Origin of the sequence: Ancylomarina salipaludis (assembly GCF_004122035.1) — a bacterium.
GTDB lineage: Bacteria > Bacteroidota > Bacteroidia > Bacteroidales > Marinifilaceae > Ancylomarina > Ancylomarina salipaludis.
The window spans coordinates 337110-363914 of sequence record NZ_SAXA01000001.1 but is presented as its reverse complement, the minus strand read 5'-3'; the positions used below and the strand labels follow the sequence as shown (position 1 = coordinate 363914).

Genomic DNA, 26805 nt, shown 5'->3' with positions numbered 1-26805 from the left:
AGTTTTAGGGAGACTTTTATATTTTAGAAACAGTATCGATTTTCTTCGATTAATTTTTCCGCAATTAAACGTCGTTTGTCTTTACTGTTTAAGCCACTATGTTTTGTGAAGCGTTTGATCCCAAGTAGCATCATTCTTAATTCATCGCCCGAGGCAAACGAATTCAGGGCATCTTTGGCATTTTTGTAAATTCGATCAGCAGCATCGTATATGAAAACTTCTGCCATAGCTATTTGTTCTTTATATGAGTCCTGATTTTTCGTTTCGATCAGTTTCTCGACTCTTAATAGTATGGATTCAGCCAGATAACAATCTGCTATGATATCTGAAATATTCATGAGTATCTCCTGTTCGTTACCTAATTTTGTCATGAATTTTTGAGCAGAAGCTCCTGCTACTAAAAGAGCTGCTTTCTTAAAATTAGAGACAAGTTTATTTTCTCTAACGAACAAACTTTCGTCAATTTCACCAAAATCGGGAATAGACATTAATTCTTTAGCAACGGCTTGTGAAGCGGATAAAAGAGGGAGTTCATTTTTAAAGGCTTTTTTCAGAAGAAAATCGACTGTCAGCATGCGGTTGATTTCGTTAGTTCCTTCAAAAATACGGTTGATACGTGAGTCGCGATAAGCTCTTTCCATTGGCGCCTCGGTTGAATAACCCATTCCTCCATAAATCTGTACGCCTTCGTCCACTACAAAGTCCAGAGCTTCCGAAGCCGAGACTTTTAGTATTGCAGCTTCTGCCGCAAATTCTTTTTGAGCATTTATCACGGCATTTTCTTTACTCATACCCTGATTAACTAATTCAGTAATATTGTTTTGAATGTCGTTGCTGCATCGATACAATGCCGATTCAATGGCAAATAAACGGATACTTTGTTCTGCCATTTTAGCTTGAATGGCTCCAAACTTTGAAATACACTGACCGAACTGGACACGTTCATTGGCATAAGTAACCGTGTTGGTGATGACATTTTTCCCTGCCCCCAGAACAGCAGCGGCCAATTTAATTCGACCATTATTCAGAATATTTAAGGCGATTTTAAAGCCCTGACCTCTTTCTCCCAAGAGATTTTCAACGGGGACCTGACAATCTTCAAAAAACATCATACAGGTTGAAGAGCCTTTAATTCCCATCTTTTTCTCTTCTTGTCCAAGTTTAATACCACTGTAACTTTTTTCAACAATAAAGGCACTCAAATCTTTATCATCGTCAATTTTTGCAAATACGGTACATACATCAGCGAATCCACCGTTGGTAATCCACATTTTCTGTCCGTTGAGAATGTAATATTTGCCATCAGCACTTAAAGTGGCTTTTGATTTTCCTGAGTTTGCATCAGAACCGGCTCCTGGTTCAGTCAGGCAATAGGCACCTTTGTATTCGCCACTAGCCAGTTTGGGAAGATATTTATTTTTTTGTTCCTCAGTTCCATAATAGAGAATTGGAAATGTTCCAATACCAACATGAGCAGCAAAAGCAACAGCAAACGAGCTAAAGGTACCCATGATTTCTGTACTTAGCATAGACGTATTCATGTCCTGACCAAAACCATCATATTCCTCGGGAACAGAAACGCCTAACAAACCAAGTTCTCCTGCTTTTTCGAGTAGCTCAACCATTAAACCTTCCTGTTGACTATCTATATCATCTAGCCGGGGAAGGATTTCTTTTTCAAGAAAATCGCTGCAGGTTTCCTTTATCATGATCTGCTCTTCTGAGAATTCTTCCGGAATAAATATGTCTTGAGGCTTGGTTTCTTTTACCAGGAATTCACCGCCTTTGGGATATTTTGTCGTTGTCATATCTGAGGGTTTTAGGTTCTTAATATTTGAAATATCTGCTTTGCGTGTTTTTTTAGATTAGAAGATTTCGAAAATGCCAGCTGCTCCTTGGCCCGAGCCAACACACATACTGACCATGCCATATTTTTGTTTTCGTTTTTTCATTTCATGAATTAACTGAACCGTCAGTTTTGTTCCTGTACAGCCCAAAGGATGACCAAGGGCGATTGCCCCTCCATTTATATTTGTAATGTCCGGATTGATGTTGAGTTCCCGCATAACGGCTAAGGCTTGAACGGCAAATGCTTCGTTCAACTCCAGTTGTTCAATTTGATTTATCGCTATGCCTGATCGTTTCAGTACTTTGGGTATAGCAGTAACTGGGCCTATTCCCATATGTTTGGGTTCTACACCAGTCACAGCATAATTGACGAAGCGCGCGATGGGCTCCTCATTAAGTTCTTTAAGTTTTTTTTCTGATACAACCAGAACGAAGGCAGCACCATCTGAAGTTTGTGAGGAATTTCCAGCCGTAACGGTTCCTTTCATATCAAATACGGGTCTGAGTTTACTTAAACCGTCTAAAGTTGTATCTTTTCTGGGGCCCTCATCCTGAGAAATAATATGCTCCTTTTGCTCCAATATGTCGTTTTCATTTACGAAATTCTCAATCACTCTGATTGGAACAATTTCATCAGCAAAGCGATTGTTTGCGATTGCCTCAATTGCCTTTTGATGAGAATGAAAGGCGAACTTGTCCTGATCTTCGCGAGATATATTGTATTTTTTCTGCAAGGCTTCTGCCGTGATTCCCATATTCCAGTACCAATCGGGATTGTCTTTGGCGATATTCAGGTTGGGAACAACCCGCCAACCTCCCATAGGAATCATTGACATAGATTCGGCCCCACCAGCCAGTATACAATCCGCCAAACCCATTTCTATTTTTGATGCAGCAATAGCGATGGATTCCAGTCCTGAAGAACAGTAGCGATTAACTGTCATGCCTGGAACGTTAACACTATTCAATCCCATTAAAGAAATCATCCGGCCCATATTCAGTCCCTGTTCAGCTTCGGGCATGGCATTTCCTACGATAACATCATCTATTTGAGTATTATCGAGCATGGGGAATTGTCCTATGATTTCCTGAACGAGTTTGGCAGCCATATCATCCGGGCGAATCAGACGAAGCTTCCCTTTTTTTGCTTTTCCTACTGCGGTTCGTTTTGCGGCTATTATATATGCGGTCATAATATTTGGTGTTAGAGATTTATCTGTAGAATCATATTCTGTCTAGATTTCTTATCGAGTAAATTAATTTCTTAATATTTTCCCCTTTTGTAACAGGCTTTGCATGCGTTCCAGCGTTTTTTTCTGCTGACAAAGCTTTACAAAGGTTTTTCGTTCAAGATTTAAAAGGTAATCTTCTGAAACCTGAGAAACTTCATTTAATTCTCCTCCACTTAGAATCTTACCCAGTTCGATAGAGATGTGTTTGTCGTATTCCGAAATATAATTGCCGACCTGCATGCCGTCTGCACCCGAATAAACCAGACTAAGGCCTTCCTGACCAAGAACAGTAATATCCTTGGGAGGAATAGGAGGGGTGTAACCTTTTTCTATCATTAGTAGGGCAGCTTGCTTGGCATATTTGAGTTGATGTTTTCTACTGACAACAATTTCGTCAAGATCTTTTCTAAGGTAGCCCAGATCGAAAGCTTCCCAAGCCGATGTCGAAACCTTAGCTTGTCCGATTGTTAGAAATTTATCTCTGAATCGGTTAATTCTAACATCATCTGTTTTGATTTCATTGGATAAGCGCAAGGCAAATTCTTTAGTGCCCCCTCCGGCAGGAATAACTCCCACTCCGAGTTCGACTAATCCCATATAGGTTTCGGCATGTGCAATCACCTTATCACAATGCATGCTAATTTCACAACCGCCACCAAGTGCCATATTGTGAGGCGCCGCGATCACAGGGAATGGTGCATATTTGAGTTTGAGCATGGTGTTTTGAAATGTTTTTACAACCATGTCCAATTCTTCATATTCTTGTTCAATGGCCAGCATAAAAACCAAACCGATATTGGCTCCGGCTGAGAAATGATCGCCCTCGTTTGAAATAATTAAAGCTTGATGATCGGCTTCCGTAATTTCAATAGCTTTATTGATTCCTTGAATAATTTCACTACCTATAGTATTCATTTTAGAATGAAATTCCAGATTGATAACACCATCACCAAGATTGATGATACTACAGCCTTCATTCTGCCATAAGGTCTGGCTGGAGCGAATATTCTTTAGTGAAATAAATTGCTCAGAACCAGGAATTGTGATGTGTTTATTGGTATTGATATCGTAATATTGCTGGTGACCATTCTGGAGTTGATAGAAGGATTCTTTTTTTTCCATCATTTCATAAACCCATGCAGCGGGTTTCATGCCGAGTTCTTCCATTTGCGGAATGGTTTTGTCGAGACCTAGACTATCCCAAATTTCAAAGGGGCCAATTTCCCATGCAAAGCCAGCACACATGGCTTCATCAATCTTATACAAATCGTCTGTTATTTCTGGTATACGGTTCGATATATAAGCAAACAAGCCGAAAAAGAGTTTTTGATAAAAGAGATTGATTTTGGAATTGCCGGAAATCAAGCTTTTTATTCGCTTCGTTAGTTCGGGAAGAACCTTAGCTTTTTCAAACTCTGCAATTTTTAATTTTTGCATGGGTTGATAGTCGAAGGTGTTCAGGTTTAAGCTGAGGATTTCGCTTTCACCATCTTCGTTTTTAACTTTTTTATAAAATCCCTGTTTGGTTTTAGAACCCAGCCACTTCAGATCTAACATTTTTTGAATACTCTCAGGCACTAAGAATGTTTCTTTGGCTTCATCATTAAGCAAAGCTTTTTGTAAGTTCTGTGCCACAAATACTAAGGTGTCGAGTCCAACAACATCACAGGTTCTGAAAGTAGCAGATTTTGGGCGGCCAATAATAATACCAGTTAGTTTATCTATTTCCTGCACAGAAAAATCCATTTCTTCCATCAGGTGAACGACTGACATCATGGAGTAAATGCCAACCCTGTTTGCAATAAATGCGGGTGTATCTTTACAGCTTACGACAGATTTACCCAGAAATCGTTCTCCATAATACGAAATGAATTCAAGAACTTCTTCTAAAGTTTCCTTTGTCGGGATAATTTCCAGTAGTTTTAAATATCGAGGTGGATTAAAAAAGTGGGTTCCGCAAAAATACTGTTTGAAATTCTCACTTCTATCCTGTGCTAATAATTGTATAGGAATACCCGAAGTGTTGGTTGTGATAAATGTATTCTCTTTTCTATAAAGTTCGATCTTTTCATAGAGCGTTTTCTTTATGTCAAGATTTTCGACAACAACTTCTATTATCCAATCACAGTCACTTATTTTGGGCAGGTCGTCATCAAAATTTCCCAAGGTAATTCTTTGGGCAAATTCTTTCTTGTATAACGGATCCGGTTTTAGTTTAAGCGTACGATTAAAGAGCTCATGCGTGATTCTATTTTTAACCTGCGGATGGTTCAAATCCAGTCCGAGCTTAATTTCCTCATCATTGAGTTCTTTGGGGCTAATATCCAGCAATAAGACCTGAACGCCTATGTTAGCAAAATGACAAGCAATTTGAGCGCCCATTACACCAGCTCCTAATACTGCAACTTTATTTATTTTGTAATTCATAGTGTGTGATTTATCGATAGAAAAAGATTAGTTCGTGTAGATATCTTTGATCAGATCCCGATACTTTTCTCTTAGCACCTTACGTTTGAGTTTCAGTGTTGGTGAAAGTTCTCCGGTTTCGGGAGTCCAGGTATCGGTTACAAGTCGCATACTTTTTATACGCTTGGGGTGATCGTAGTGCTTATTGTTTTTGATTAATTCACGCCAAATACGCTTTATGATTCTGTCGTTACTAATAATTTGTTCCTTGCTGTTGTATGGTATGTTTTTCCGTTTGGCATAGGACTCCAGAAATTCGAAATTCGGTGAAATAATCACTGCAGGGAAACGTTCTGCTTCACCAATGACAATAACCTGATCGATAAAAGGAGACTCCTTTAATTTGTTTTCCATCACTTGCGGTGCGATGTATATGCCGCCTGATGTTTTGAATATCTCCTTCTTTCGGTCTGTGATTTTCAGAAACTTATTGTCTTCCATGCAGCCAATATCTCCGGTATGAAACCAGCCCTCTTCATCGATGACTTGTTTGGTCAGTTCCGGATCTTTATAATAGCCCAACATGATATTGGGTCCTTTGGCTAATATTTCGCCATCGTCAGCTATTTTCACTTCCACACCTTTTATAAGCGGGCCAACAGTTCCGAAGCGAATATCGGGCCAGGTACTTTGATTGGCAGCAATAATTGGAGAGGTTTCAGTCAAGCCATAGCCTTCCTGAACCGGAATACCAGCCGCCCAAAACAAACGTTCCAGACGAACCTGAAGAGCCGCACCTCCGGAACACATAAATAGGATGTTGCCACCTAAGGCTTCCTGCCATTTTTTGAAAACAAGTTTTCTGGCAATTTTTAATTTGAATTCATACCATTCGCCATTTGCTCTGTTAAGTTCATATCGATAGCCTAAGTTCACAGCCCAGTTGAAGATGGAACGTTTAAAGAAACTGAGGCTTTTTCCCTTGGTCATAATTTTATCGTATACCTTTTCTAAAAGCCGGGGAACCGTTGCGAAACCATGTGGTTTAATTTCCTGTAAATTTTCTCCAATGGTATCCATGCTTTCGGCATAATAAATACTGAGGCCTTTGTACTGGTATTGATAATTAACCATACGCTCGTAAACGTGATTAATAGGTAAAAAGCTTAAAACCTTGTGGCTGGAATTAAGTATTAAACGTTCAGCAGAAGCCAGAACATTACTGAGAAAATTATGATGAGAAAGCATCACACCTTTGGGTGTTCCGGTTGTGCCTGATGTATAAATAATGGTTAACAAGTCCTTAGGTGAAATGCTGTTTTTTATCTCAACAAGTTTTTCTTTCTGATGATCCTCTGACTCGGCTCCAAGTTTTAATAATGTTGACCAGTTTGCAACGTCTTTAATCTGATCGAAAGAATAGATTTTGGGTACGGAAATTTGATTGTCAACGGCCTCCTGAATTTTAGTATAATGACTTTCGTTTGCAACAAAAATAGCAACAGGTTTGCAGTGCTCAATTATATAATTGTAGCTTTTGCTTCCAATAGTTGGATACAGAGGAACATGGACTAAGCCAGTTTGAGCTAAAGCCATGTCCAGGAAATTCCATTCTGGGCGATTGTTTGAAATACTTATAACACGATCGCCTTTTTTTAAACCCAATTCGAGGAATGCAAAAGCCAACAGGTTTGAATTACGGATATAGTCTTGTGTGCTATAACTTATCCATACTCCATCTTCTTTCTTTACAAGAGCCGATAGTTTATCAGGGAAATGTTGCTGATAATTATCTAATAAATCAAATATGCGCGTTACCATAAGCCTATCCTTTCATGTTAAACTGACTTTTGTTGGCGTATGCCTATATTAGTTTTCTGATGATAATGGGAGAATCTATGGACCTGATGAGGTTTGTAGATTGATAAAAATAACGAAACTCAACAGCACAAATCGGGAAACATGTTTCGTTGAAAATGTGGACTTATTTAATCCTCTTTAAAAGTTAAGCAAATCTTTTTTGAAAAGGAAAAATATTTTGCGAACAGAACAGTATCTTTTTTGAAAGAAATTAATTCTATGTTTGATGACTTGAAATTTGCGGATTCAGATTTATCAATAATTAAGAAGAATTGTTTTTATAAGTAAGGTTTTTCCGGAACTAAATCTTACTGCAAAAAAAAAAGAGCTTATCTCCATGAGATAAGCTCTTTATATCAAATTCTTTTCTTGACTAGTCGATTAGAAGTTTGTAATTAGTGATTTGCTGGAAACCTCTTAAAAAATCACCAATATTCATTCTTTTCTTTCCTGCCATTTGAATGGTGGTTAGATTTATGAAACCGCCATCAACAGCTACTTTTAGATAGGTTTTCGTATCACTTATAAGTGCGCCAATAGGATGTGAGTGTTCTTCAGTTTCTTTAAATGCAGCGTAAACTTTAAGAGCCACTTTTTTATCATTAGCGTCTGTGAGTTCGGTCCATGCTGCCGGATAAGGACTCAGCCCTCTAATGTGATTGTGTATCTGATCAATTGTGGATGACCAGTTTATTTTGCAGTCATCCTTAAATATTTTTGGTGCTGTTTTTAGTGTTTCACCTTTAGTAATTAAATTTTCTTGTGGAATCTGCGGATAGTCGCCGGCTTCAATGGCACAAACGGTTTTCACAACCAATTGAGATCCGATTTCCATCAATTTATCATGTAAAACCTCAAGGTTATCATTCTCACCAATGCTAACTTTCTCTTGAAAAATAACATTTCCGGTGTCGATTTCTTTTTGTAGGAGAAAGGTTGAAACACCTGATTCTTTGTCCCCATTCATAATAGCCCAATTGATGGGGGCTGCTCCACGGTAGTGAGGGAGCAAAGAAGCGTGAAGATTTAATGTTCCGTATTTAGGCATATTCCAAACCATTTCGGGTAACATCTTAAATGCAACGACAACCTGTAAATCAGCATTCAGAGCTTTTAATTCTGCAAGGAAATTCTCATTTCTGAATTTCTCAGGTTGGAGAATTGGTAAGCCTTTTTCAAGGGCGTATTTTTTTACAGCAGATTCCTGAATCTTTTGCCCGCGACCAGCTGGTTTATCAGGATTAGTGACAACTCCAACAACATTGCAGCCTGACTCGATTAGAGCATTAAGCGGAGCTACAGCAAATTCGGGAGTTCCCATATAAACAATTCGTAAGCTATTCTGACTCATGTTGTTTTGGTTTTATTCTTTTAAATTTTGATTGCCTTTGGTGTGTTTCGGAAAATAAGGGCAATGTTTGCATCCATTCCCGCAACAATAGCCTCTTTCACTAAGGTATTTCTTAGTTAATATGCGGTAGCCATCGGGGCTCATATAGTAATCGATATCTGGTTTTAATTCGTCGAACATAGTAGATCGTTTCTGTTTGAGGAGGTTTCAAGCCTATTGTTTAATTTCAAGGAATTGTTTCATTTTCTCATTTTTGATCGTCACTGACAAGTGGTATTGAGAAATTTTCCAAGTTCCGTTTTTTAATGTTAGCACACCTGAGGCACGGCAAACGCCCATCCATGTATTGAGTAATTCATTGAACCAGGCTGTGTCACCATCTTCTGAAAAATAGATTTTTCTGTCGAATGCTTTAAAATCCCATGCCTTGCCCTTTGCAAAATAAGGCTTGCAAAACGAATGAAATTCTTGTTTTGTCCATCTCTCAGAGGCATCAGTTCCTATATAAATGGCATTATCTGCAAAAGCTGAGAAATAGGTATCAATATCGGCATGACTTGCGGCTAAATGCCAATTATCAAGCAATGTATTTAAATCTTTAGGATCAGTCTTAGTTTTGTTTTGACAAGCTCCTAAAGAAAATGTTAGTGCCAGGATAAATAGAATTTGCTTAGGCATCTTTTTTTGAGAAAAATTTAACTGGATTAATCTTTTTAAAGAAATTGATATAGACATCGATATTCAGGATTCCGGAATCAGTTGTTGCCTTATAAGTCAGTATAATTCCAAGTGGGAGAATGACAATAGATGAAATCCACATTCCGATAAATGGAGATAAAACAAGCTCACGTGCAGCTCGTTCACCAGTCATCGAAATGATGTAGTAGATGATGAAGAAGACAACTGATACAATCACAGGCATACCAAGGCCTCCTTTTCTGATAATTGCACCCAGTGGTGCTCCAATAAAGAAAAAGATGATGCAGGCGAAAGATAATGTGAATTTACGATGCCATTCGTTATCGTGCTTTTTAATCCATTTATTTTTTGCCTCTTGTATAGATAGGTTTCTTGAAATATTCTCCTTGGATTTTCGACTGTAGCTTAGGGCATTTCCAACTGATCTTAGTTTATCACTTAAATTGAGTTGTTGATACAAAGAGTCTGCATTCCATGTTTTAGCAGCTAAAAGAATCTGGCGAGTTGAGTCATTACGAGTTGCCTTACTTTCTTTTTTGAAGTATTGGTAGCTTGATAACTGGTGAGCCAATCGTTGTTTTTCTTCGTTTAATTCATTAACAAGTGTATCTTTTTGTTGAGCAAGTTGTTTCAGATTTAACATACGGTATGAATTACGAAAACGATCCTCATCGGTGCGTTTCAGTTCATTACCCGGTAAGTTAATTGTGGTTTTGTATAAATCGAACTTGATTCTTTGAGAGGGGTGTTTATCCCGATCTCTATGCTTTTTAGGTTTAACTTCTTCGTATCGGTTGCCACTGTAAAGGGTTAAATCCAAGAACAATTTATCTTCACTTGTCGACATGATTCCGGAATCAGCTATTGTTACCTGTGTGTTCCCCTCATTATTTCTATGGTCATAGATTAATAGGTCGTGAATCATTCCGGTTTCCTTATTAATTGGACCAACTTTAATACCAAAACCGGGAAGGTCACTTGTGAAGACCCCTTCTTTTAAAACCAGTTCAGGATTTTGATGTTGGATATCGTAAAGCAGAGCACTTGTTTTAAGAGAAGCAACTGGCATGACGTAGTTGGAAAAATAAAAAGCGCCTAAGCCAATAAACATGACTAGAATAATTAGGGGACGCATGATGCGTTGTAAAGAAATGCCTGCAGCTTTCATTGCAATTAACTCATAATTTTCACCCATATTGCCAAAGGACATGATAGAGGCTAAAAGAATTGCTAAAGGAAGTGCCATGGGGACCAGGGTGGCCGAAACGTAGAACATGAACTCTGCAATCACAGTCCATTCTAAACCTTTTCCTACAAACTCATCGATATATCGCCAAAGGAATTGCATGAGCAAAACAAACATGCAGATAAAGAAGGTGAATGTTAAAGGACCTAAAAAACTTTTTAGTATAAAGGCGTGTAGTCGTTTCATGGATCTGGTATTCAATATTAAGAATCAAGCAAGGTTGATTGACTTAATACAAGCTCATTTTATAATGCAAAAAATAAGACCAGTTATATATGAATCTGGTCTTACTGCTTACAAAAATAAAGTATTTTATCAGGAATATATGTTTTTGAGTGTTAAAAATTATGCACCCAATACGTGTTTCAATTCTGAGATTTGAGTATCCCAAAGTTCCATGTTTTCATCAATTTCGTCTTCGTCAGCGAAATCCGTAATAATTAAAGATAAATCATTGGTTAAGGCGTCAATTTCGAAACGAAATTCAAAATAACTGTCATCGTCTTCATTATCTAACCAACGGAATCGAACAACTTGATTTTCTTTTTTAAGAATCATTTCAGCCTTTTGCTCAGATCCATCCCATTCGAAAGTGAAAATTTTCCCTTTTTGATTTACGTTATCAGCAAACCATTCAGACAATCCACTTGAAGTACTTAAGCGTTCAAACAATACCTTTGGAGAGGCGTGAATGACATATTCTAGATCGTATTTTGTCATGTGTTTATTTGTTTTCTTTTCAATTTGAATTATTTCTTAATATCTGTATTACAGATGCTTAGCTAATATCAAATTATTCAGGATTGATGGTCTGATATTAGGCGCAAAAGTAATAAATAATACTTAACTAAATTATCTTTTTATATTTATTCTAAAAAAGAATGAAAACTTGATTATTAGTTATGTAGCAAGTATTGTTTGGTATAAGATATGCAAAAAATATTTTTTATCGGTGCTTTATAATTGTTTTTATTGGTAATTTGAAAAGATTAGAAATAAAAAAAGGCTTAGAAAATCTAAGCCTTTTGAGTAGCGAGAGGCGGGTTTGAACCGCCGACCTCATGATTATGAATCATGCGCTCTAACCAACTGAGCTACCTCGCCGTTTCTCAATTGCGATGCAAATATAGTGTCTATTTTTAATTTAAAAAATCTTTTTTTTTATTTTTTGAAATTTCGATTCGGATATTTGTGAAACCGTTTAGAACACAGAAGACTGTGGGTTTGAAAAATATTCTGGGAAATGTGGTGTAAAAAAAAAAGACTTAGAAAAATCTAAGTCTTTTTGAGTAGCGAGAGGCGGGTTTGAACCGCCGACCTCATGATTATGAATCATGCGCTCTAACCAACTGAGCTACCTCGCCGTTTCTCAATTGCGATGCAAATATAGTGTCATTTCTGAATAAAAAAAAGGAGGATCTTGAATTTTGATTTAAAATATTTTGTTTGAGAATTGGTGTCTTTGTTTATTAGTGAGTTAGCTTTAGATATTTTTTTCAAAAAAAATAAATTTGATTGTTAATTCTTGCCTGAAAATGCGAATATGCCTGTTTCAGGGCTTTTCAGAAGTCTAATTTCAGATAATTATTTATTGAAATATATTCTGTTTAGAATTTGTTTCCTGATTTTTTTGAAAAAAAAGGGCCGACTAAGCAATAATTAATCACAAATTTTCCCAAGTGTATTTGAATTCAGAATAGTATCTTTGTCTGCCTTTCAGAAATAAGGAGAAATTGAATCTTTAATCATATAAAAATACCATACTATGACTAACAATTGGTTTGAATGTAAAGTGAAATATGTTAAAATTGACGAAAACGGTAAAGAAAAGAAAGTTACAGAGCCCTATTTGGTAGATGCTGTTTCTTTTACTGAAGCAGAAGCTCGTATTCATACCGAATTGGAGAAGATGATTCATAGTGATTTTATTGTGACTAATATTAGTAAGTCGAATGTTAGTGAATTGTTTCCGAATGAGAATGGAGATCGTTGGTTTAAAGCCAAAACAACTTTTGTTTCTGTTGATGAGGAATCTGGTAAAGAGAAAAAATCAAATAACTACATGTTGGTTGAGGCCAATAATGTAAAAGATGCTTACGAATATTTAACTGAAGGTTTAAGCGACATGATTGTTCCTTTTGAAATTCCATCAGTTGCTGAGAGTCCGATTATGGATGTGTTTCCATTTTTTAAGGATGAGCTAAATGAGGAAATTCCTGAAAATTTAAAACCGCTTGTCGAAGTCGAAGACTAAATTAATTAGTCCCAAATATAAAAGGAGCAAATTCACAATTTGCTCCTTTTTTGTTTTTAGGTTTTATTTATTCTGATTCGCGTTGTAATTTTACGAAAACGATTGTTTTCTGTTGAAAAACATTTTTGAAATTGATATTTATGTGAATTAAAGCTATAGTTGTTTATGTTGTAATGTGTAGTTTTTCAGCGATTTATTATTGAAATATTGTTTCGTAAATGTGGAAATCGAAATTGCATTTAATTAGTGGACAAAATCTGAATGAAACTTTACATTTGCTGAATAAAATTATCTAAAAAAAGACGCGATTTATTGCCTTTTCGGAGGTGGTATTGAAGCTAAAGCATTAACATATGAAGACAAGAACAGAACACGATTTATTAGGTTATAAAGAAGTTCCAGCTGAAGCATATTATGGAATTCAGACCCTGCGAGCAGTAGAAAATTTTGATATTTGTGGTGTAAAGCTTAGTGCATATCCAAAATACATTAAAGCTCTAGCCATGGTAAAATGGGCTGCAGCAAAAGCAAATAACGATTTAGGATTATTATCAGATGAATTGACTGCTGCTATTACTGAAGCTTGTCAGGAAATTATCGATGGAAAACTTATAGAAGAATTTCCAGTTGATATGATCCAGGGTGGGGCTGGTACCTCAACCAATATGAATGCGAATGAGGTGATTGCAAACCGTGCTTTAGAAATCATGGGTTTTGAAAAAGGTGATTATGAGAAATGTCACCCAAACAATCACGTTAACCTTTCTCAATCGACTAATGATGCTTATCCTACTGGTATCAAGATTGGTTTGATTCTTAAAAATGAAGCTTTGGTTGCGAATTTGAAAGAGTTAATTGCTTCTTTCCGAGCTAAAGGTGAAGAGTTTAAGGATGTTTTGAAAATGGGTCGTACTCAGTTGCAAGATGCGGTACCAATGACTTTAGGACAGGAGTTCGAAGCATGGGCTGTAAACTTGGAAGAAGAGATTCTACGTCTTAACGAAAATGCAAAATTATTCTTAGAAGTGAATATGGGTGCTACAGCAATCGGAACGGGTATCAATTCTGAACCTGAATATTCTGAGAAATGTATTAAGCACTTACGTGATATTACAGAAATGGAAATCGTATTGGCAGGTAACCTTATTGAGGCGACTCCTGATACAGGTTCTTATGTGATGTATTCATCAGCTATTAAGCGTTTAGCAATTAAGCTTTCTAAGATTTGTAACGATTTACGTTTACTTTCTTCAGGACCTCGTTGTGGATTCAACGAGATTAATTTGCCAAAAATGCAGCCAGGTTCTTCTATCATGCCAGGTAAAGTAAATCCTGTGATTCCTGAGGTTGTGAACCAAATTGCTTATAAGGTGATTGGTAACGATTTAACTGTTACTTTTGCTGCTGAAGCCGGACAGTTGGAATTAAATGTTATGGAGCCTGTAATGGTTCGTGCCATGTTGGAATCTATGGAAATGTTGGAGAGTGGTATGTCAACATTAAAAGAGCGTTGTATCGATGGTATCACTGCTAATGTTGAGCACTGTAAAGAAATGGTGTTGAATAGTATTGGTATTGTAACAGCTGTGAATCCAACTTTAGGTTACGAAGCATCATCAAGAATTGCAAAACGTGCCTTGGCTGAAAACAGAAGTGTTTACGATTTGATTCTTGAAGAAGGCTTATTGTCGAAAGAGAAGCTTGATGAGATTCTTGCACCAGAGCGTATGATTAAGCCTCAGAAATTTATTAAAGCTTAATTGTTGCAATTGTATTATATAGTAAGAGCCATCTTTTAAGGATGGCTCTTTTTTTATCTTGTAGAATTTGTTTTTTTATTGATTGAGAATAAGTTTTTTAATTGTTTTAATCCAGTCCGGATGATCGTTAAGGCTCTCAACAAGAACTAATTTTTCACCCCCATTTTCAGTGAATAGCTCGGTGAATTCACCTCCAATTTCGATGGTTGTTTCCAAACAATCGGCAACAAAAGCTGGACTGAATACCATAATATTTTTCTTACCCTCCTGTGCTAACTTAACCATTAGCTTATCAGCAAATGGTTCCAGCCAATCTTTATCCAATCTCGATTGAAAAGCAACGGTATATTTGTTCTGAGGAATGTTGAGTTCATTTGCAATAAGCCTTGCGTTTTCATAACAAGTGGCTTTGTAGCAATAATAATCGGTTTCACGATTAAACGTTTTGTCACAATTACAGGTTTTGCAATTTCGTCCAGGGTGTACCTTGTTAATTTGTCTGATAGGCAAACCATGAAATGAAAAGACAAAGTGATCAAATGTTGCTAAGTCGTGTTTCAATGCGTTGTTCGCAATGATTTTGATATAATCGGGATCTTCAAAAAACTGATTGATGATATTGACCTCCGGAATGACTTCCCATGGCTTCATTAGTTCCATTACCCGTTCAATAGTCGATCCGGTTGATGAAGACGCGTATTGTGGATACATGGGGAAAATAACTAAGCGTTCAGGCATTTCATTTTTGATCTTATTAAGAACACTGGGTAAGGAAGGTTCTTTATATCGCATTGCCAATTCAACTTTATATTCATCGCCCAATTCTGCCTGAAGCATGGCTTTAACATTCTCGCCATAAATTAGTAAGGGAGAACCTTCAGGAGTCCATAGCTTTTTGTAGATTTTAGATGAAGATTTTGCCCTGAAAGGGATAATGATCAGATTCACTAAGATTTTTCTAAGAAGCCATGGAATATCAATAACCCGTTTATCATTTAGAAATTCTTTTAGATAGGATCGAACATCACTAACATTCGGACTTTGTGGAGTTCCAAGATTGATAAGAAGAACGGTCGTTTTTTTATTCATTTTCGCTGTATAAGTAGGATGTGCTTGTGTGAAGATATTTAAAAATGAATCAATGAGCAAGCGCATTTATTTTCTCTATGAATATTCAATCCAGTTAATTCCTTTTTTTAAAAGTTTAATGGTTTTATCTTCAGGAGAGTTTGCTTCAATTTCGTATTGATAAGTCCATTTTACTTCAGGAGGCATACTTACCAAAATAGATTCAGCTCGACCATTGGTATCTATTCCAAATCGGGTTCCTTTATCCTGCAGAAGATTAAATTCGACATATCGGCCACGGCGATGCAACTGCCAGTCTTTCTCTTGTGCGTTATAAGACTTTTTGGCGTTCTTCGTCATAATTTTGGCATAAAGAGGCGCAAAAAGTTGTCCAATTTCAATAACAAAATTGAAAATTTCGTTTTTAGATAAACCTGTTGATTCATTTAAATGATCAAAGAAGATTCCGCCAACTCCTCTGGTTTCATTTCTGTGAGTCAGGAAGAAATAATCATCAGCCCAGGTTTTAAATTTTGAATAGAATTCAGGATGATGCTTATCGCAGATTAATTTTAATGCCTGATGAAAATCAGCAGCTTCTTTTTTGTCAATGTAAATAGGGGTTAAGTCAATTCCACCACCAAACCAATAATTTCCATCGGTAAGCTCGAAGTAACGAACATTCATATGGACAATAGGAACATGTGGGTTTTCGGGGTGCATGATAAGCGAAACTCCTGTGGCAAAGAAATCATCACATTCGATTTTAAGTTTCGATTTAATTTTTTGAGGTAAACGACCATGTACGGCAGAAAAGTTAACGCCACCTTTTTCAATAATATTACCATTTGCGATGATTCGGCTTCTTCCACCGCCGCCACCTTCCCGATTCCAAGTGTCTTCTTTAAATTTGGCTTTTGCGTCAGCAGTTTCCAGAGTTTGTGTGATTGTATTTTGAAGTGCTTTAAATTGATCAGCTATTTGTTCTTTAGTCATTTGAGCGGTTTTCATATTTGATATTTTTTGATCGATTCTCTTAGTGCTTAAGCATCAATTTTCTTTTTCTTGAATTGAAACCGATTAAGCATTTTCTTTTCAAAAGCCCAAAAGAATTTGTGTTGACCTAATACTGAGCCTACAATAACAAGTAAAACCTGATAAGAGGGGGTAATGATTAAAATACTCATTGGAATTTTTATCCAAAGGCTTGTTGTTGAGTCAATACTTAAATATTCAAATATGGGACGACGCACCATTACTGCGAGGCTTCCTGTTACAGAAAAAGTAATAAGGATTAATATGAATTGGAAGTTGGACTCGATTTTCCATCTATTTTTAAGTTTTTGAAGCATCTTTTGATATTTAAATTCATTTCAAAGATAGAATAAAATACCTTTTTGTCTTTAAATATGACTTTCAATTAATATTGTAATTTTTTATAAGAGTATAGAGCAAAAAAAAAAGGATGCCCAATTGGACATCCTTTTCATATATGATAGGAAAATTTCTTATTGAGAAACTCTTTCTAACCATTTAACCATAACAAGCATGATGATCATTGAAATCGCACATGCTACGATGAATACTGTCCAGGTTAACCAAATAGGTACACCAGCATATAGCATTGCACCAAATACTAATAATTGGTTACCAGCACCTGTAGCACCTAACCAAAGACCTTGCATTAGACCTTGATACTGAGGAGGAGCTACTTTCGATACGAAAGAAATTCCAAGAGGACTAATGAAAAGCTCAGCTACTGTAAGGATGAAGTAAGCACCAATCAATAGGAATGGAGTTACTTTAGCAGCCTCAGGAAGACCACCCATTTCAGTTACTTCAGAGAATAATGGTACATTAAGAGATCCCAGAGTCATCAATACATAAGCCAATGCAGCGATAAACATACCGATTGCAATCTTCTTAGGAGTAGATGGCTCAATGCCACGGTTACGTAACCATCCGAAGATACCTACAACAATTGGAGTTAAGGCTACCACAAAGAATGGATTCATCGATTGGAAAATCTCTGGATCAAAACTAAAGCCACCAATATTAAGTACAGTATAATCTCTAGCAAACATGGTAAGCGTTAAACCATTTTGGTGGAATGAGAACCAGAAGAAGATAACCACACCGAATACTGCTAATAAAGCGTAGATTCTTTGCTTAACTTCTTTAATATCCATTTGAGTTACCGTGTTGTTTGCTTTAGCTTCAGCAGCTTTTTTCGCAGGATCTGGGAAGTTAGCTTTATTTTTAAGATAGATAGCCAATGAAATTAACATAGCAACAATTGCTACAGCAAATGCATAATGGAAACCTTCGTTAAATACATTTAAGTAGTCATTACAAAAAACAGTATAGTCAGTAATAGGAGTGGCACTTACCTGGTTTGCAATTTCATGAAATCTTTCCGCTGCTTTTTCTGTAAGCGTACCACCTAGGTGTTGATGACATAATTCAGGAAGATTGGCATTGTATTGGTAACCAGCTCTTGCTAACCACCAACTTCTGATACTTGGAGCGATCATTGGCGCAAAAATACCACCAACATTGATAAACATATAGAATAAAGAGAAACCAGAGTCTCTAACTTTATCGTATTTTGGATCATCATACATCTGACCAACTAGTGCTTGTAAGTTACCTTTGAATAAACCATTACCAAATGCAATTACAGCTAATGCAACACATGTTGCTGCTAGGTATAAAGTTAAGTTTGGAACTGGAGTTGGAGTTGGAATAGCAAGTAATACGTATCCAAAAGCCATCATTAATAAACCTGCTAGAATAGTTCCTTTGTAGTTTTTTGTTCTATCAGCAATAATACCACCAACAATAGCAAGAAAATAAATTGAAGAATAGAACGTTGCATAGATCCAACCAGCATCAGTTCCATCTAATCCAAATTTAGCTTGTAAAAATAATACCAAAATTGCCATCATGGTATAGAATCCGAATCTTTCGCCCATATTAGCTAATGCGGCTGGAATTAGACCCTTCGGGTGTCCTTTAAACATAAGTTGTCGTTTTAATTTATAATAGTTGTTATTTATTTTCAGAGATGGACAAATATATAAAAATAATGTAAGGCATTAGAGAATTTCGGGTTTTATGATATTAATTTAAATCGTTTCCGTAATATACATTTCTTAATGTTTTATCTTTGATAGTGAGAAAAAAGAAATGATAAGAAAAAATTCTCTTTTATGAAAATATTCACTTCGAAGCAGATTGCTCAAATTGATGCATATAGTATTGCAAATGAGCCTATAGCTTCTATCGATTTGATGGAAAGGGCAGCTACACAACTTTTTTTTTGGATAGAAAAACGATATTCTGAAGAGCAGAATTTTATAATATTTGTTGGGTCAGGAAATAATGGAGGGGATGGTTTGGCTTTGGCACGTTTGCTTTCAGAGGCGAAGTATCAAGTTGAAGTGTATCTTGTTAATGTGAGCCAGAATTTGTCTGTTGATTGCCAGATGAATCTTGATCGATTAAAAATTCAAAATTTGGTTTCTATTTTTGATATCTCAAATTCTAATGATTTTCCCATAATTTTTGATGATAGTGTTGTTGTTGATGCACTTTTGGGTTCTGGTTTGTCCAGAATTCTTGATGGATTAATTAAGGAGTTGGTTTTATATATCAATGCTTCAAAAGCAGAGGTTATAGCTATTGATATTCCATCGGGTCTGTTTGGTGAAGATAATTCCTTAAATAATCTGAATCATTGTATTCATGCTGATCATACACTTAGTTTTCAATTTCCAAAATTATCTTTTCTTTTTCCTGAAAATATTGATTGTGTTGGTAATTGGCACGTATTGCCTATAGGCTTGCACTCGCGTATTATTAATGAGATGGAGAGTCCTTACCAACTTGTTGACGAAAATTTCATCAAAAATCGACTAAAAAAACGAGGACGATTTAGCCATAAGGGCAATTATGGACATGGACTGTTGATTAGTGGAAGTTACGGAAAAATGGGTGCTGCAATTTTAGCATCGAAGGCGGCTTTGCGTTCGGGTATTGGTTTATTGAGTACACATATTCCACGCTTGGGTTATGATATTATGCAGACTGCTGTTCCCGAATCAATGGTCAGTATCGATCGTTCGGATATTATTTTTACGGAGTATCCGAATTTGGAAGATTTTGATGCTATTGGTATTGGGCCAGGAATTGATACAAAACACAATTCAGTAAGAGCACTTGACGAGCTGATTGAAGAATGTGATAAACCCCTGGTGCTAGATGCTGATGCTCTTAATATTATTGGACAAAATCAAGCTCTGAAAGAACGTTTGCCTAAAGGATCGATTTTGACACCTCATATTAAGGAATTTGAACGATTATTGGGAAAAAGTTATGGCGCTTTTGATAGGAATACAAAACAACGTGATTTTTCAAAAAAGAAAGCTGTCGTAATGGTGTTAAAAGGTGCTTTTACAGCAATAACGGATGAAAAAGGCCGTTGTTATTTTAATCCAACCGGAAACCCGGGAATGGCAACTGCTGGAAGTGGAGATGTTCTCACAGGAATAATATTATCTTTGTTGTCACAGGGGTATTCTTCATCTGACGCTGCACTGATTGGTGTTTATGTACACGGATTAGCTGGAGATTTGGCTGCTGAAGAGTTGGGACAGGAAGCACTAATAGCAGGTGATATTGTAGAGTATCTGTCCAAGGCCTGGAAAAAATTAAGAGACTAAGGTGATTAGCCTAAAATGTAATTTGTAATATATAATGTGATGTTTAGACTTGTAGTAAAAATAATGTTGGTAGCTGTTTGCTGTATACAGTTTATGACAGCTATGGGGCAAAAGCGAAAATCTGATTTAGATGTTGCATCAACAGTTGTTTATGCTTTGCCAAGAACCATTTTAAATGTTGATGTCATAGTTGAAAAGAAAATTCGTAAAGTTGGACCATTTGCTGGTTTTTCAGAGAAATATATCGGGATAAATCCCAAAATAACATCTGATGCCGTTGATTGGAATATTAAATCGATTACTCTAACAGAGAAAGGAGAGGTTGATCCTCAGCATTTTTATAAACTGACAAGTGTAGAGAATTATGAGCCCAACTTAATTCAATTAACTCCGGAAGGTTTAATTCGAGGTTTTAACATGAAGGCTGTGGATGTTGAGAATAAGATTGAATCTCAGTCATTGCAAGAGGATGTTGATGTTGAGATTGAGTATGGTAAATTTTCAATTGACCCCAATTTGTTGATAAAAAAGGATACTGTTTTTAAGGTTGTTGAAACCGATACTGCTTTTATTAAAGTTCCTGAAATGAAGGAGCAGGCTTTTGCAAAATCGATTGAAGATAAAGCCAAGGAGGCGGCTCATCAATTGTTTAAATTGAGAAAACGCCGATTTAAAATATTAACGGCTAATTATGAAGTTTTACCTCCTGATGGAAAAGCTTATGAGGTGATTGTTCGTGAATTGGATAAGTTGGAAAAAGAATATCTGTCTCTTTTCTTAGGTAAAGAGGTTCGAGTGTTAGAGACTGGACACTTCACTTATAGACCTACTGCTACAGATAAAGGTGGTGTTTTGTTTCGTATTTCACCAGAGAAAGGACTTGTTGAGTCTGATGATTTGAAAGCTGTTCCTGTGCGTATTGATTTGAATAATCTTGGTGTTACATCTGAGTTGCCTGTTTTGCCGGTAGATCCAACGGTTGTTCCTAATCGGTTAATATATTACAGGGTGCCGGGGCAGGCTGATGTTGTGATCTCAAAAGGAAAGCAAGTTGTCTATCATAAGAGGCATTTGATCAGTCAGTTTGGAAAGGTTTTTGGTTTACCATCGCAAGTTTTGATGCACGAGGGGTATAGTTTGGAGTTTTATCCGGAAACCGGAGCTATAAAGTGTATTTCTCAGAAATAGTCAGGATTTTGAATTATACAAGAAGAGGGAAAAGTTGATACTTCTCCCTCTTCTTGTTTTTAAAAACAATGGTTTATAAAATTAATTCTCCGATACCTTCCCTAATGACTTTGAATTCACCATTGGTGCAATCAATAATGGTTGAGGCGACATTGCGTCCAAAGGACCCATCGATAACCATATCAACATCTTTTTGGTATTTTTCGTGGATTAATTCAGGATCGGTAGTGTATTCAACCACTTCATCAGGATCGTGAATGGATGTGGTCATAATTGGATTACCTAATTCTTCCACTATGCCTAGTGGGATAAAATGATCAGGAACTCTAATACCTACATTTTTCTTTTTGCTCTTAAATAGTTTGGGCAGATTACTACTTGCCGGAAGGATAAAAGTAAATGCACCGGGTAGGTTTTTCTTCATCATCTTAAAGATCCCATTGTCAACTTTAGCATATTCTGACAGGTTACTAAGGTTATTACAGATAATGGAGAAGTTTGCTTTTTCAGCAGATACACCTTTAAGTTTTGCAATTTTTTGTATCGCCTTATTGCTGTTAATGTCACAACCAATTGCATAAACAGTGTCAGTGGGGTAGATGATTACACCACCTTCACGTAGAATTTCTGCGATTTTCCGAAATTCTTTGTAATTCGGATTGTCTGGATAGAGTTTGAGTAACATTTTGGATTATTAGGGGATTTTTGCCTTAAAGATATAAGTTTCCTTCAAATTCAGATAGATATGGATTTAATTATCATCATTTTTTTTTTAATCTATTTAAATGAGAATAAAAAGATAATAATGTCTGTTTTTTGTTTAATCAGGTCTACAGATGCTATTTTGCTAGAATCGAGTTGATGTTTTTTTCTTGTTTTTAGTTGAGATCAGGAAGTGTGGAATGAAATATCTCTATACTAAAACAAGGAGCACTTAGCTCCTTGTTTTGTATAGATGATTATATCAATTTAGCTGTTTAGTTTGTTATAGTCAGCTAAAAATTGCTCCAGACCTTTATCAGTTAAAGGGTGATTTAGTAAGCCAGTGATTGCACTTAAGGGGCAAGTTGCTACATCGGCACCAGCTTCAACACACTGAAGAATGTGCATGGTGTGACGTATAGATGCTGCTAATACTTCAGTTTCGAAACTGTAATAGTTAAACATATCGGCAATTTGAGCAATTAAATCAACCCCGTCAGTTCCTATATCGTCTAAACGACCTACAAAAGGAGAAACGTAAGTTGCACCTGCTTTGGCTGCAAGCAAAGCCTGACCTGAAGAGAAAATCAGGGTGCAATTCGTACGAATATTTTTTGAACTCAAGTATTTTACGGCTTTAATACCTGCTTTGGTACAAGGAACTTTGACCACAATTTGAGGATGCAAAGCAGCTAATTCCTCACCTTCCATAATCATGCCTTCATAGTCGGTTGCAATAACTTCGGCACTTACGTCACCGTCAACGATATTGCAAATATCTATGTAATGTTGTTTGATGTTTTCGGCACCTTTGATTCCTTCTTTAGCCATAAGAGAAGGGTTAGTAGTAACACCATCTAGAACACCTAGATCTTGTGCTTCTTTAATCTGATCGAGATTTGCTGTATCGATAAAAAACTTCATGCTTTATAGTATTAGGATTGGTTAACGATGATCGAAAATACACTATTTTTTTCGATCAACAAAGATGATTGAATTGTTCTTTTGGGAAGGGTGGATTGGTTGGTTTGATTTTAAAACAAAAAAAGAAAGTCGATTGACTTTCTCTTTTTTGTTTTGAGCCGGTGGAGGGATTCGAACCCACGACCTGCTGATTACAAATCAGCTGCTCTGGCCAACTGAGCTACACTGGCAAAATTCATTTTTGATTGAAAAATTCAATCCTTGTCTTAATACTGGAGCCGGTGGAGGGATTCGAACCCACGACCTGCTGATTACAAATCAGCTGCTCTGGCCAACTGAGCTACACTGGCAAAATTCATTTTTGATTGAAAAAAAAATCAATCCTTGTTTTAGTACTGGAGCCAGTAGAGGGATTCGAACCCACGACCTGCTGATTACAAATCAGCTGCTCTGGCCAACTGAGCTATACTGGCAAAATCCATTCTTAAGTGAGCCATTGATGAGATTTGAACTCATGACCTCTTCCTTACCAAGGAAACGCTCTACCCCTGAGCTACAACGGCATTGTTTTTAAAGAACAAAAGAAAGTCATAATGACTTTCTCCTTGTATTGAGCCAGTAGAGGGATTCGAACCCACGACCTGCTGATTACAAATCAGCTGCTCTGGCCAACTGAGCTATACTGGCAAGTGGATAAGCAAGCTACGTCGCATCGCTACAACCACTTACCCTTGCTGCCTTCCGACCCTGGGGGAGTTCAGTAGGAGCTGATCGCATAGTTGCTTATCCGGTGACAAAAGTAGAAAAAACTTGTTACCCTCCAAACCTTTTGATGAACTTCTTTTCTTATTTATTCGAGCTTTTTAGTCAATGGATTTATTTTCAATGAAATAATTTTTTGAAAATAATGCATTTTTTTTGAAGCCCTTTATTTATTTGGCCTCTCTAATGTGAAAGAATGTTTATTTATTTCAAACTTTTAAGCAATATCTTTCAAAAAGGATATCTTTGTTTTCCATATAAAGTAGGGCAAAACTAAAAACACGGATGAGTTGGTCTACTTTCTGTAAATATTGAAAAGTTTATTAAATATCATATGCAATCACATTCAAACCCTTTATTACGCCATAGTTTTCTATTTGGAGCACTTGTTGGTGCAATTTTAATTCTGACTTCTTTGATGTTTTATTTTAGAGGAGTGCCCATTTCGATTAATCCTCAAATAACCTCGATAAATTATTTTTTAATTCTGACGGGTATTTATTTTGGATTAAGAATTTATCGTAACGATGTTCTTAATGGTATAATCAGTTATGGGAGAGCGCTGGGGGCGGGAGTTCTTATCATTGGTATTGCAGGAGCTTTTTATGCTATTTATATCTATATCTTAGTTAAATATTTTGATGCATCAATATTGCAGGAATTTATTGACTTGATGGAGAAAAGTTTTGTTGAAGCGAAATACGACGATAAAGATATTGAACTACTAATGAGTTTTTATGAAAAGATAACACCTAGTGTTTTTGCCTTTGCGCAGTGGTTTAGTAAATTAGCTGCCGGATTCTTCTTTTCATTGATTTTGGCTTTTTTCTTCAGCCGTAATTATGGAACATTGAGGAATAATATAAACGATAAAAAGCAAAATTAAGCATGGATATTTCAATCGTAGTACCTCTATATAACGAAGATGAGTCTTTACCGGAATTGTTGGCCTGGATTGATCGTGTGATGAAAGAGCATCAGTTTTCATACGAAGCTATTTTAGTTGACGATGGAAGTAAGGATACATCCTGGGAGGTTATTAATCAACTTCAAGCTATTTATTCAACGGTACGCGGGATAAAATTCCGTCGTAATTATGGCAAGTCAGCCGCTTTGTTTTGTGGTTTCGAAGCCGCTAAAGGAGATGTGGTGATAACGATGGATGCCGATCTTCAGGATTCTCCTGATGAGATTCCCGAATTATATAGAATGGTAAAAGAGGAGAATTACGATATTGTTTCGGGTTGGAAACAGAAGCGTTATGATCCGATAACCAAAACCATCCCGAGTAAATTTTTTAATCGAACAGCCCGTGCTGTTTCGGGTATCCGGTTACACGATTTCAACTGTGGTTTAAAAGCCTACAATTGTCAAGTGATTAAAAGCATTGAGGTTTATGGTGAAATGCATCGCTATATTCCAATCTTAGCCAAAGAAGCTGGATTTACACGCATAGGTGAAAAAGTTGTTCAGCATCAGGAGCGGAAATATGGGGTTACAAAATTTGGTTTAAGTCGATTTGTGAATGGATTTTTAGATCTGCTTTCAATATCGTTTATGACTCGATTTGGTAAAAAACCTATGCATTTTTTTGGTCTGCTTGGAAGTTTCATGTTTGCTATTGGTTTTTTGTCGTCAGCCTGGATTGGTGTTCAAAAACTGGTAAGTATGAGTCATGGAGTTAAGGCGCCTTTAGTTACAGATAGCCCTTATTTCTATATTGCGTTAACAACCATGATTATTGGCACACAGATGATTTTAACGGGTTTTGTTGCCGAGTTGGTTAGTCGTAGTTCAACGGATAGAAATTTGTATCAGATTGATAAAGAAATTTAAATGTCAAAACGTATAATAAGATTTTTATTGATGATTTTTCCTCGTTCGTTTTTAATTCGGATGAGTTTGGTTGTCAGCCGACTTGTAGGTGTTTTTTTAATTGGGAATAAGGTAGAATGCCCGATTTGTGGGGGAACGTTTCGTAAATTTTTGCCTTACGGTTATACTAAGAAATCAGGAAGGGATAATGCTTTATGTCCCCGTTGTTTGTCTTTGGAGCGTCACCGATTGATGTATTTGTATCTAAAGGAGAAAACCGATTTTTTCACCAAAGATTTAAAAGTTCTGCATATTGCCCCTGAGCAGTGTTTTTATAAACGATTCAAAGCTCTGGAAAATTTGGATTATACAACTGCTGATTTGGAATCTCCTATTGCCGATGTGCATTTCGATGTACAGACTATTCCTTTTTCAGATGAGGTTTATGATGTGGTGATTTGCAACCATGTGTTGGAACATGTTGATGATGACAGGAAAGCCATGTCGGAGATTTATCGAATTCTTAAGCTTGGAGGATTTGCAGTACTGCAAGTACCTCAGGATACAAATGCAGAAAAAACATACGAAGATCCAACAATTACAGATCCGTCAGAGAGAGAGAAACATTTTTTACAGAAGGATCATGTGCGTTTATATGGTCTTGATTATGCTGAGCGTTTAAGTTCGGTTGGTTTTAAAGTGACAGCAGATACTTATTCGAATAGCTATTCGGAAGAAATAGCAAAACGATTTAGATTACCGATGAAAGAAATATTCTACTTCAATCAAAAGTAGGTTTCTAATAAACATATTTAAGAGCCATGGATAGGTAGTATTTGCTGCTTGTTTGTGTTTTTTTTGTTGTCCTAATATTAATATGTTGAGTTGTTATTCGAAAATTATTTATTGAAAAACGATAAATAAGTATTGTTTTGCATGTTTTTATTGTTTAGGTTTGTTGAACCT

22 protein-coding genes, 7 tRNA genes and 1 other RNA gene are annotated in these 26805 nt (G+C 36.5%); 7 read left to right on the top strand and 23 right to left on the bottom strand.

The window, feature by feature from the left end:
- Positions 1-23: 23 nt before the first annotated feature.
- The 11 genes from EO244_RS01570 to EO244_RS01525 form a co-directional block, all read right to left on the bottom strand.
- Positions 24-1808 (bottom strand): acyl-CoA dehydrogenase family protein, encoded by a 1785-nt coding sequence (locus EO244_RS01570; RefSeq protein ID WP_129252251.1) that lies wholly within the window; start codon positions 1806-1808, stop codon positions 24-26.
- Positions 1809-1865: 57 nt separating this feature from the next.
- On the bottom strand, positions 1866-3041 hold the full coding sequence (locus tag EO244_RS01565) for an acetyl-CoA C-acyltransferase (protein WP_206734440.1): 1176 nt from the start codon (positions 3039-3041) through the stop codon (positions 1866-1868).
- Positions 3042-3104: 63 nt separating this feature from the next.
- On the bottom strand, positions 3105-5507 hold the full coding sequence (locus EO244_RS01560; protein ID WP_129252248.1) for a 3-hydroxyacyl-CoA dehydrogenase/enoyl-CoA hydratase family protein: 2403 nt from the start codon (positions 5505-5507) through the stop codon (positions 3105-3107).
- A 27-nt stretch (positions 5508-5534) separates the two neighbouring features.
- Entirely contained in the window at positions 5535-7307 is a 1773-nt protein-coding gene (locus tag EO244_RS01555; RefSeq protein ID WP_129252246.1) for an AMP-dependent synthetase/ligase, read from the bottom strand.
- 412 nt (positions 7308-7719) lie between these two features.
- Positions 7720-8697, bottom strand: a complete 978-nt coding sequence (gene fmt / locus EO244_RS01550; RefSeq protein ID WP_129252245.1) for a methionyl-tRNA formyltransferase — start codon at positions 8695-8697, stop codon at positions 7720-7722.
- A gap of 12 nt (positions 8698-8709) precedes the next feature.
- Positions 8710-8877, bottom strand: coding sequence for a DUF5522 domain-containing protein (locus EO244_RS16850; protein WP_164977385.1), 168 nt, complete (start codon positions 8875-8877; stop codon positions 8710-8712).
- A gap of 33 nt (positions 8878-8910) precedes the next feature.
- Complete coding sequence (locus EO244_RS01545; RefSeq protein ID WP_129252243.1) at positions 8911-9375, bottom strand: nuclear transport factor 2 family protein; 465 nt, start codon at positions 9373-9375, stop codon at positions 8911-8913.
- On the bottom strand, positions 9368-10828 hold the full coding sequence (locus tag EO244_RS01540; RefSeq protein ID WP_129252241.1) for an LptF/LptG family permease: 1461 nt from the start codon (positions 10826-10828) through the stop codon (positions 9368-9370). Before EO244_RS01540 ends, EO244_RS01545 begins: the two co-directional genes overlap by 8 nt.
- Positions 10829-10987: 159 nt before the next feature.
- The gene (locus EO244_RS01535; protein WP_129252239.1) at positions 10988-11362 is read right to left on the bottom strand and encodes an START-like domain-containing protein; all 375 of its coding nucleotides are present in this window, start codon (positions 11360-11362) and stop codon (positions 10988-10990) included.
- 310 nt (positions 11363-11672) lie between these two features.
- Positions 11673-11746 (bottom strand) — tRNA-Met (locus EO244_RS01530).
- A 186-nt stretch (positions 11747-11932) separates the two neighbouring features.
- A tRNA-Met gene (locus EO244_RS01525) sits at positions 11933-12006 on the bottom strand.
- A 401-nt stretch (positions 12007-12407) separates the two neighbouring features.
- On the opposite strand from EO244_RS01525, the gene EO244_RS01520 reads away from it, so the two are divergent.
- Together EO244_RS01520 and aspA are read left to right on the top strand one after the other, a co-directional pair.
- Positions 12408-12896 (top strand): DUF4494 domain-containing protein, encoded by a 489-nt coding sequence (locus tag EO244_RS01520; RefSeq protein ID WP_129252237.1) that lies wholly within the window; start codon positions 12408-12410, stop codon positions 12894-12896.
- 353 nt (positions 12897-13249) lie between these two features.
- Entirely contained in the window at positions 13250-14656 is a 1407-nt protein-coding gene (gene aspA, locus EO244_RS01515) for an aspartate ammonia-lyase (RefSeq protein WP_129252235.1), read from the top strand.
- A gap of 75 nt (positions 14657-14731) precedes the next feature.
- Here the strand turns inward: aspA and hemH are convergent, their stop codons facing one another.
- The 4 genes from hemH to EO244_RS01495 form a co-directional block, all read right to left on the bottom strand.
- A complete protein-coding gene (hemH, locus tag EO244_RS01510; RefSeq protein WP_129252233.1) occupies positions 14732-15745 on the bottom strand; it encodes a ferrochelatase in 1014 nt (337 codons plus the stop codon).
- 75 nt (positions 15746-15820) lie between these two features.
- On the bottom strand, positions 15821-16735 hold the full coding sequence (hemF, locus tag EO244_RS01505) for an oxygen-dependent coproporphyrinogen oxidase (RefSeq protein WP_206734439.1): 915 nt from the start codon (positions 16733-16735) through the stop codon (positions 15821-15823).
- Between the two features lie 32 nt (positions 16736-16767).
- Complete coding sequence (locus EO244_RS01500; RefSeq protein WP_129252231.1) at positions 16768-17076, bottom strand: DUF6787 family protein; 309 nt, start codon at positions 17074-17076, stop codon at positions 16768-16770.
- 156 nt (positions 17077-17232) lie between these two features.
- Positions 17233-18747, bottom strand: a complete 1515-nt coding sequence (locus EO244_RS01495) for a peptide MFS transporter (RefSeq protein ID WP_129252230.1) — start codon at positions 18745-18747, stop codon at positions 17233-17235.
- A 189-nt stretch (positions 18748-18936) separates the two neighbouring features.
- Between EO244_RS01495 and EO244_RS01490 the strand changes: the two genes are divergently transcribed.
- Positions 18937-20448 (top strand): NAD(P)H-hydrate dehydratase, encoded by a 1512-nt coding sequence (locus EO244_RS01490; protein WP_129252228.1) that lies wholly within the window; start codon positions 18937-18939, stop codon positions 20446-20448.
- Positions 20449-20487: 39 nt separating this feature from the next.
- Positions 20488-21636 carry a DUF4831 family protein gene (locus EO244_RS01485; RefSeq protein WP_129252226.1) on the top strand — a complete coding sequence of 383 codons (1149 nt, stop codon included), beginning with the start codon at positions 20488-20490 and terminating at the stop codon, positions 21634-21636.
- A gap of 73 nt (positions 21637-21709) precedes the next feature.
- Here EO244_RS01485 and EO244_RS01480 read toward each other — a convergent pair whose 3' ends face one another.
- The 8 genes from EO244_RS01480 to ffs all read right to left on the bottom strand — a co-directional run bounded on the left by EO244_RS01480 (position 21710) and on the right by ffs (position 24050).
- The gene (locus EO244_RS01480; RefSeq protein WP_129252224.1) at positions 21710-22321 is read right to left on the bottom strand and encodes an L-threonylcarbamoyladenylate synthase; all 612 of its coding nucleotides are present in this window, start codon (positions 22319-22321) and stop codon (positions 21710-21712) included.
- 284 nt (positions 22322-22605) lie between these two features.
- Entirely contained in the window at positions 22606-23262 is a 657-nt protein-coding gene (gene fsa / locus EO244_RS01475; protein WP_129252223.1) for a fructose-6-phosphate aldolase, read from the bottom strand.
- Positions 23263-23418: 156 nt separating this feature from the next.
- Positions 23419-23492, bottom strand: a tRNA-Thr gene (locus tag EO244_RS01470).
- Between the two features lie 43 nt (positions 23493-23535).
- A tRNA-Thr gene (locus EO244_RS01465) sits at positions 23536-23612 on the bottom strand.
- A gap of 46 nt (positions 23613-23658) precedes the next feature.
- Positions 23659-23735 (bottom strand) — tRNA-Thr (locus EO244_RS01460).
- An 18-nt stretch (positions 23736-23753) separates the two neighbouring features.
- Positions 23754-23825: transfer RNA gene (locus tag EO244_RS01455), tRNA-Thr, on the bottom strand.
- 50 nt (positions 23826-23875) lie between these two features.
- A tRNA-Thr gene (locus EO244_RS01450) sits at positions 23876-23949 on the bottom strand.
- Positions 23950-23951: 2 nt separating this feature from the next.
- An RNA gene (ffs, locus tag EO244_RS01445) (signal recognition particle sRNA small type) lies at positions 23952-24050 on the bottom strand.
- Positions 24051-24358: 308 nt separating this feature from the next.
- Between ffs and EO244_RS01440 the strand changes: the two genes are divergently transcribed.
- From EO244_RS01440 to EO244_RS01430, 3 genes are read left to right on the top strand one after another with little or no spacing between them, the layout of a single operon-like run.
- Positions 24359-24910 carry a DUF4199 domain-containing protein gene (locus tag EO244_RS01440; protein WP_129252221.1) on the top strand — a complete coding sequence of 184 codons (552 nt, stop codon included), beginning with the start codon at positions 24359-24361 and terminating at the stop codon, positions 24908-24910.
- A 2-nt stretch (positions 24911-24912) separates the two neighbouring features.
- Positions 24913-25860 carry a glycosyltransferase family 2 protein gene (locus EO244_RS01435; RefSeq protein ID WP_129252219.1) on the top strand — a complete coding sequence of 316 codons (948 nt, stop codon included), beginning with the start codon at positions 24913-24915 and terminating at the stop codon, positions 25858-25860.
- The gene (locus tag EO244_RS01430) at positions 25861-26634 is read left to right on the top strand and encodes a class I SAM-dependent methyltransferase (protein WP_129252217.1); all 774 of its coding nucleotides are present in this window, start codon (positions 25861-25863) and stop codon (positions 26632-26634) included.
- Positions 26635-26805 lie beyond the last annotated feature (171 nt).

Coding starts and splice junctions, on each gene's coding strand:
- EO244_RS01545 (WP_129252243.1), bottom strand. CDS start 9,375: ATGCCTAAGCAAATTCTATTTATCCTGGCACTAACATTTTCTTTAGGA.
- fsa (WP_129252223.1), bottom strand. CDS start 23,262: ATGAAGTTTTTTATCGATACAGCAAATCTCGATCAGATTAAAGAAGCA.
- EO244_RS01555 (WP_129252246.1), bottom strand. CDS start 7,307: ATGGTAACGCGCATATTTGATTTATTAGATAATTATCAGCAACATTTC.
- EO244_RS01495 (WP_129252230.1), bottom strand. CDS start 18,747: ATGTTTAAAGGACACCCGAAGGGTCTAATTCCAGCCGCATTAGCTAAT.
- EO244_RS01485 (WP_129252226.1), top strand. CDS start 20,488: ATGTTTAGACTTGTAGTAAAAATAATGTTGGTAGCTGTTTGCTGTATA.
- hemH (WP_129252233.1), bottom strand. CDS start 15,745: ATGAATAAAAAAACGACCGTTCTTCTTATCAATCTTGGAACTCCACAA.
- hemF (WP_206734439.1), bottom strand. CDS start 16,735: ATGAAAACCGCTCAAATGACTAAAGAACAAATAGCTGATCAATTTAAA.
- EO244_RS01565 (WP_206734440.1), bottom strand. CDS start 3,041: ATGACCGCATATATAATAGCCGCAAAACGAACCGCAGTAGGAAAAGCA.
- EO244_RS01570 (WP_129252251.1), bottom strand. CDS start 1,808: ATGACAACGACAAAATATCCCAAAGGCGGTGAATTCCTGGTAAAAGAA.
- EO244_RS01535 (WP_129252239.1), bottom strand. CDS start 11,362: ATGACAAAATACGATCTAGAATATGTCATTCACGCCTCTCCAAAGGTA.
- EO244_RS01520 (WP_129252237.1), top strand. CDS start 12,408: ATGACTAACAATTGGTTTGAATGTAAAGTGAAATATGTTAAAATTGAC.
- EO244_RS16850 (WP_164977385.1), bottom strand. CDS start 8,877: ATGTTCGACGAATTAAAACCAGATATCGATTACTATATGAGCCCCGAT.
- EO244_RS01540 (WP_129252241.1), bottom strand. CDS start 10,828: ATGAAACGACTACACGCCTTTATACTAAAAAGTTTTTTAGGTCCTTTA.
- EO244_RS01440 (WP_129252221.1), top strand. CDS start 24,359: ATGCAATCACATTCAAACCCTTTATTACGCCATAGTTTTCTATTTGGA.
- EO244_RS01435 (WP_129252219.1), top strand. CDS start 24,913: ATGGATATTTCAATCGTAGTACCTCTATATAACGAAGATGAGTCTTTA.
- EO244_RS01500 (WP_129252231.1), bottom strand. CDS start 17,076: ATGCTTCAAAAACTTAAAAATAGATGGAAAATCGAGTCCAACTTCCAA.
- EO244_RS01430 (WP_129252217.1), top strand. CDS start 25,861: ATGTCAAAACGTATAATAAGATTTTTATTGATGATTTTTCCTCGTTCG.
- fmt (WP_129252245.1), bottom strand. CDS start 8,697: ATGAGTCAGAATAGCTTACGAATTGTTTATATGGGAACTCCCGAATTT.
- EO244_RS01480 (WP_129252224.1), bottom strand. CDS start 22,321: ATGTTACTCAAACTCTATCCAGACAATCCGAATTACAAAGAATTTCGG.
- aspA (WP_129252235.1), top strand. CDS start 13,250: ATGAAGACAAGAACAGAACACGATTTATTAGGTTATAAAGAAGTTCCA.
- EO244_RS01490 (WP_129252228.1), top strand. CDS start 18,937: ATGAAAATATTCACTTCGAAGCAGATTGCTCAAATTGATGCATATAGT.
- EO244_RS01560 (WP_129252248.1), bottom strand. CDS start 5,507: ATGAATTACAAAATAAATAAAGTTGCAGTATTAGGAGCTGGTGTAATG.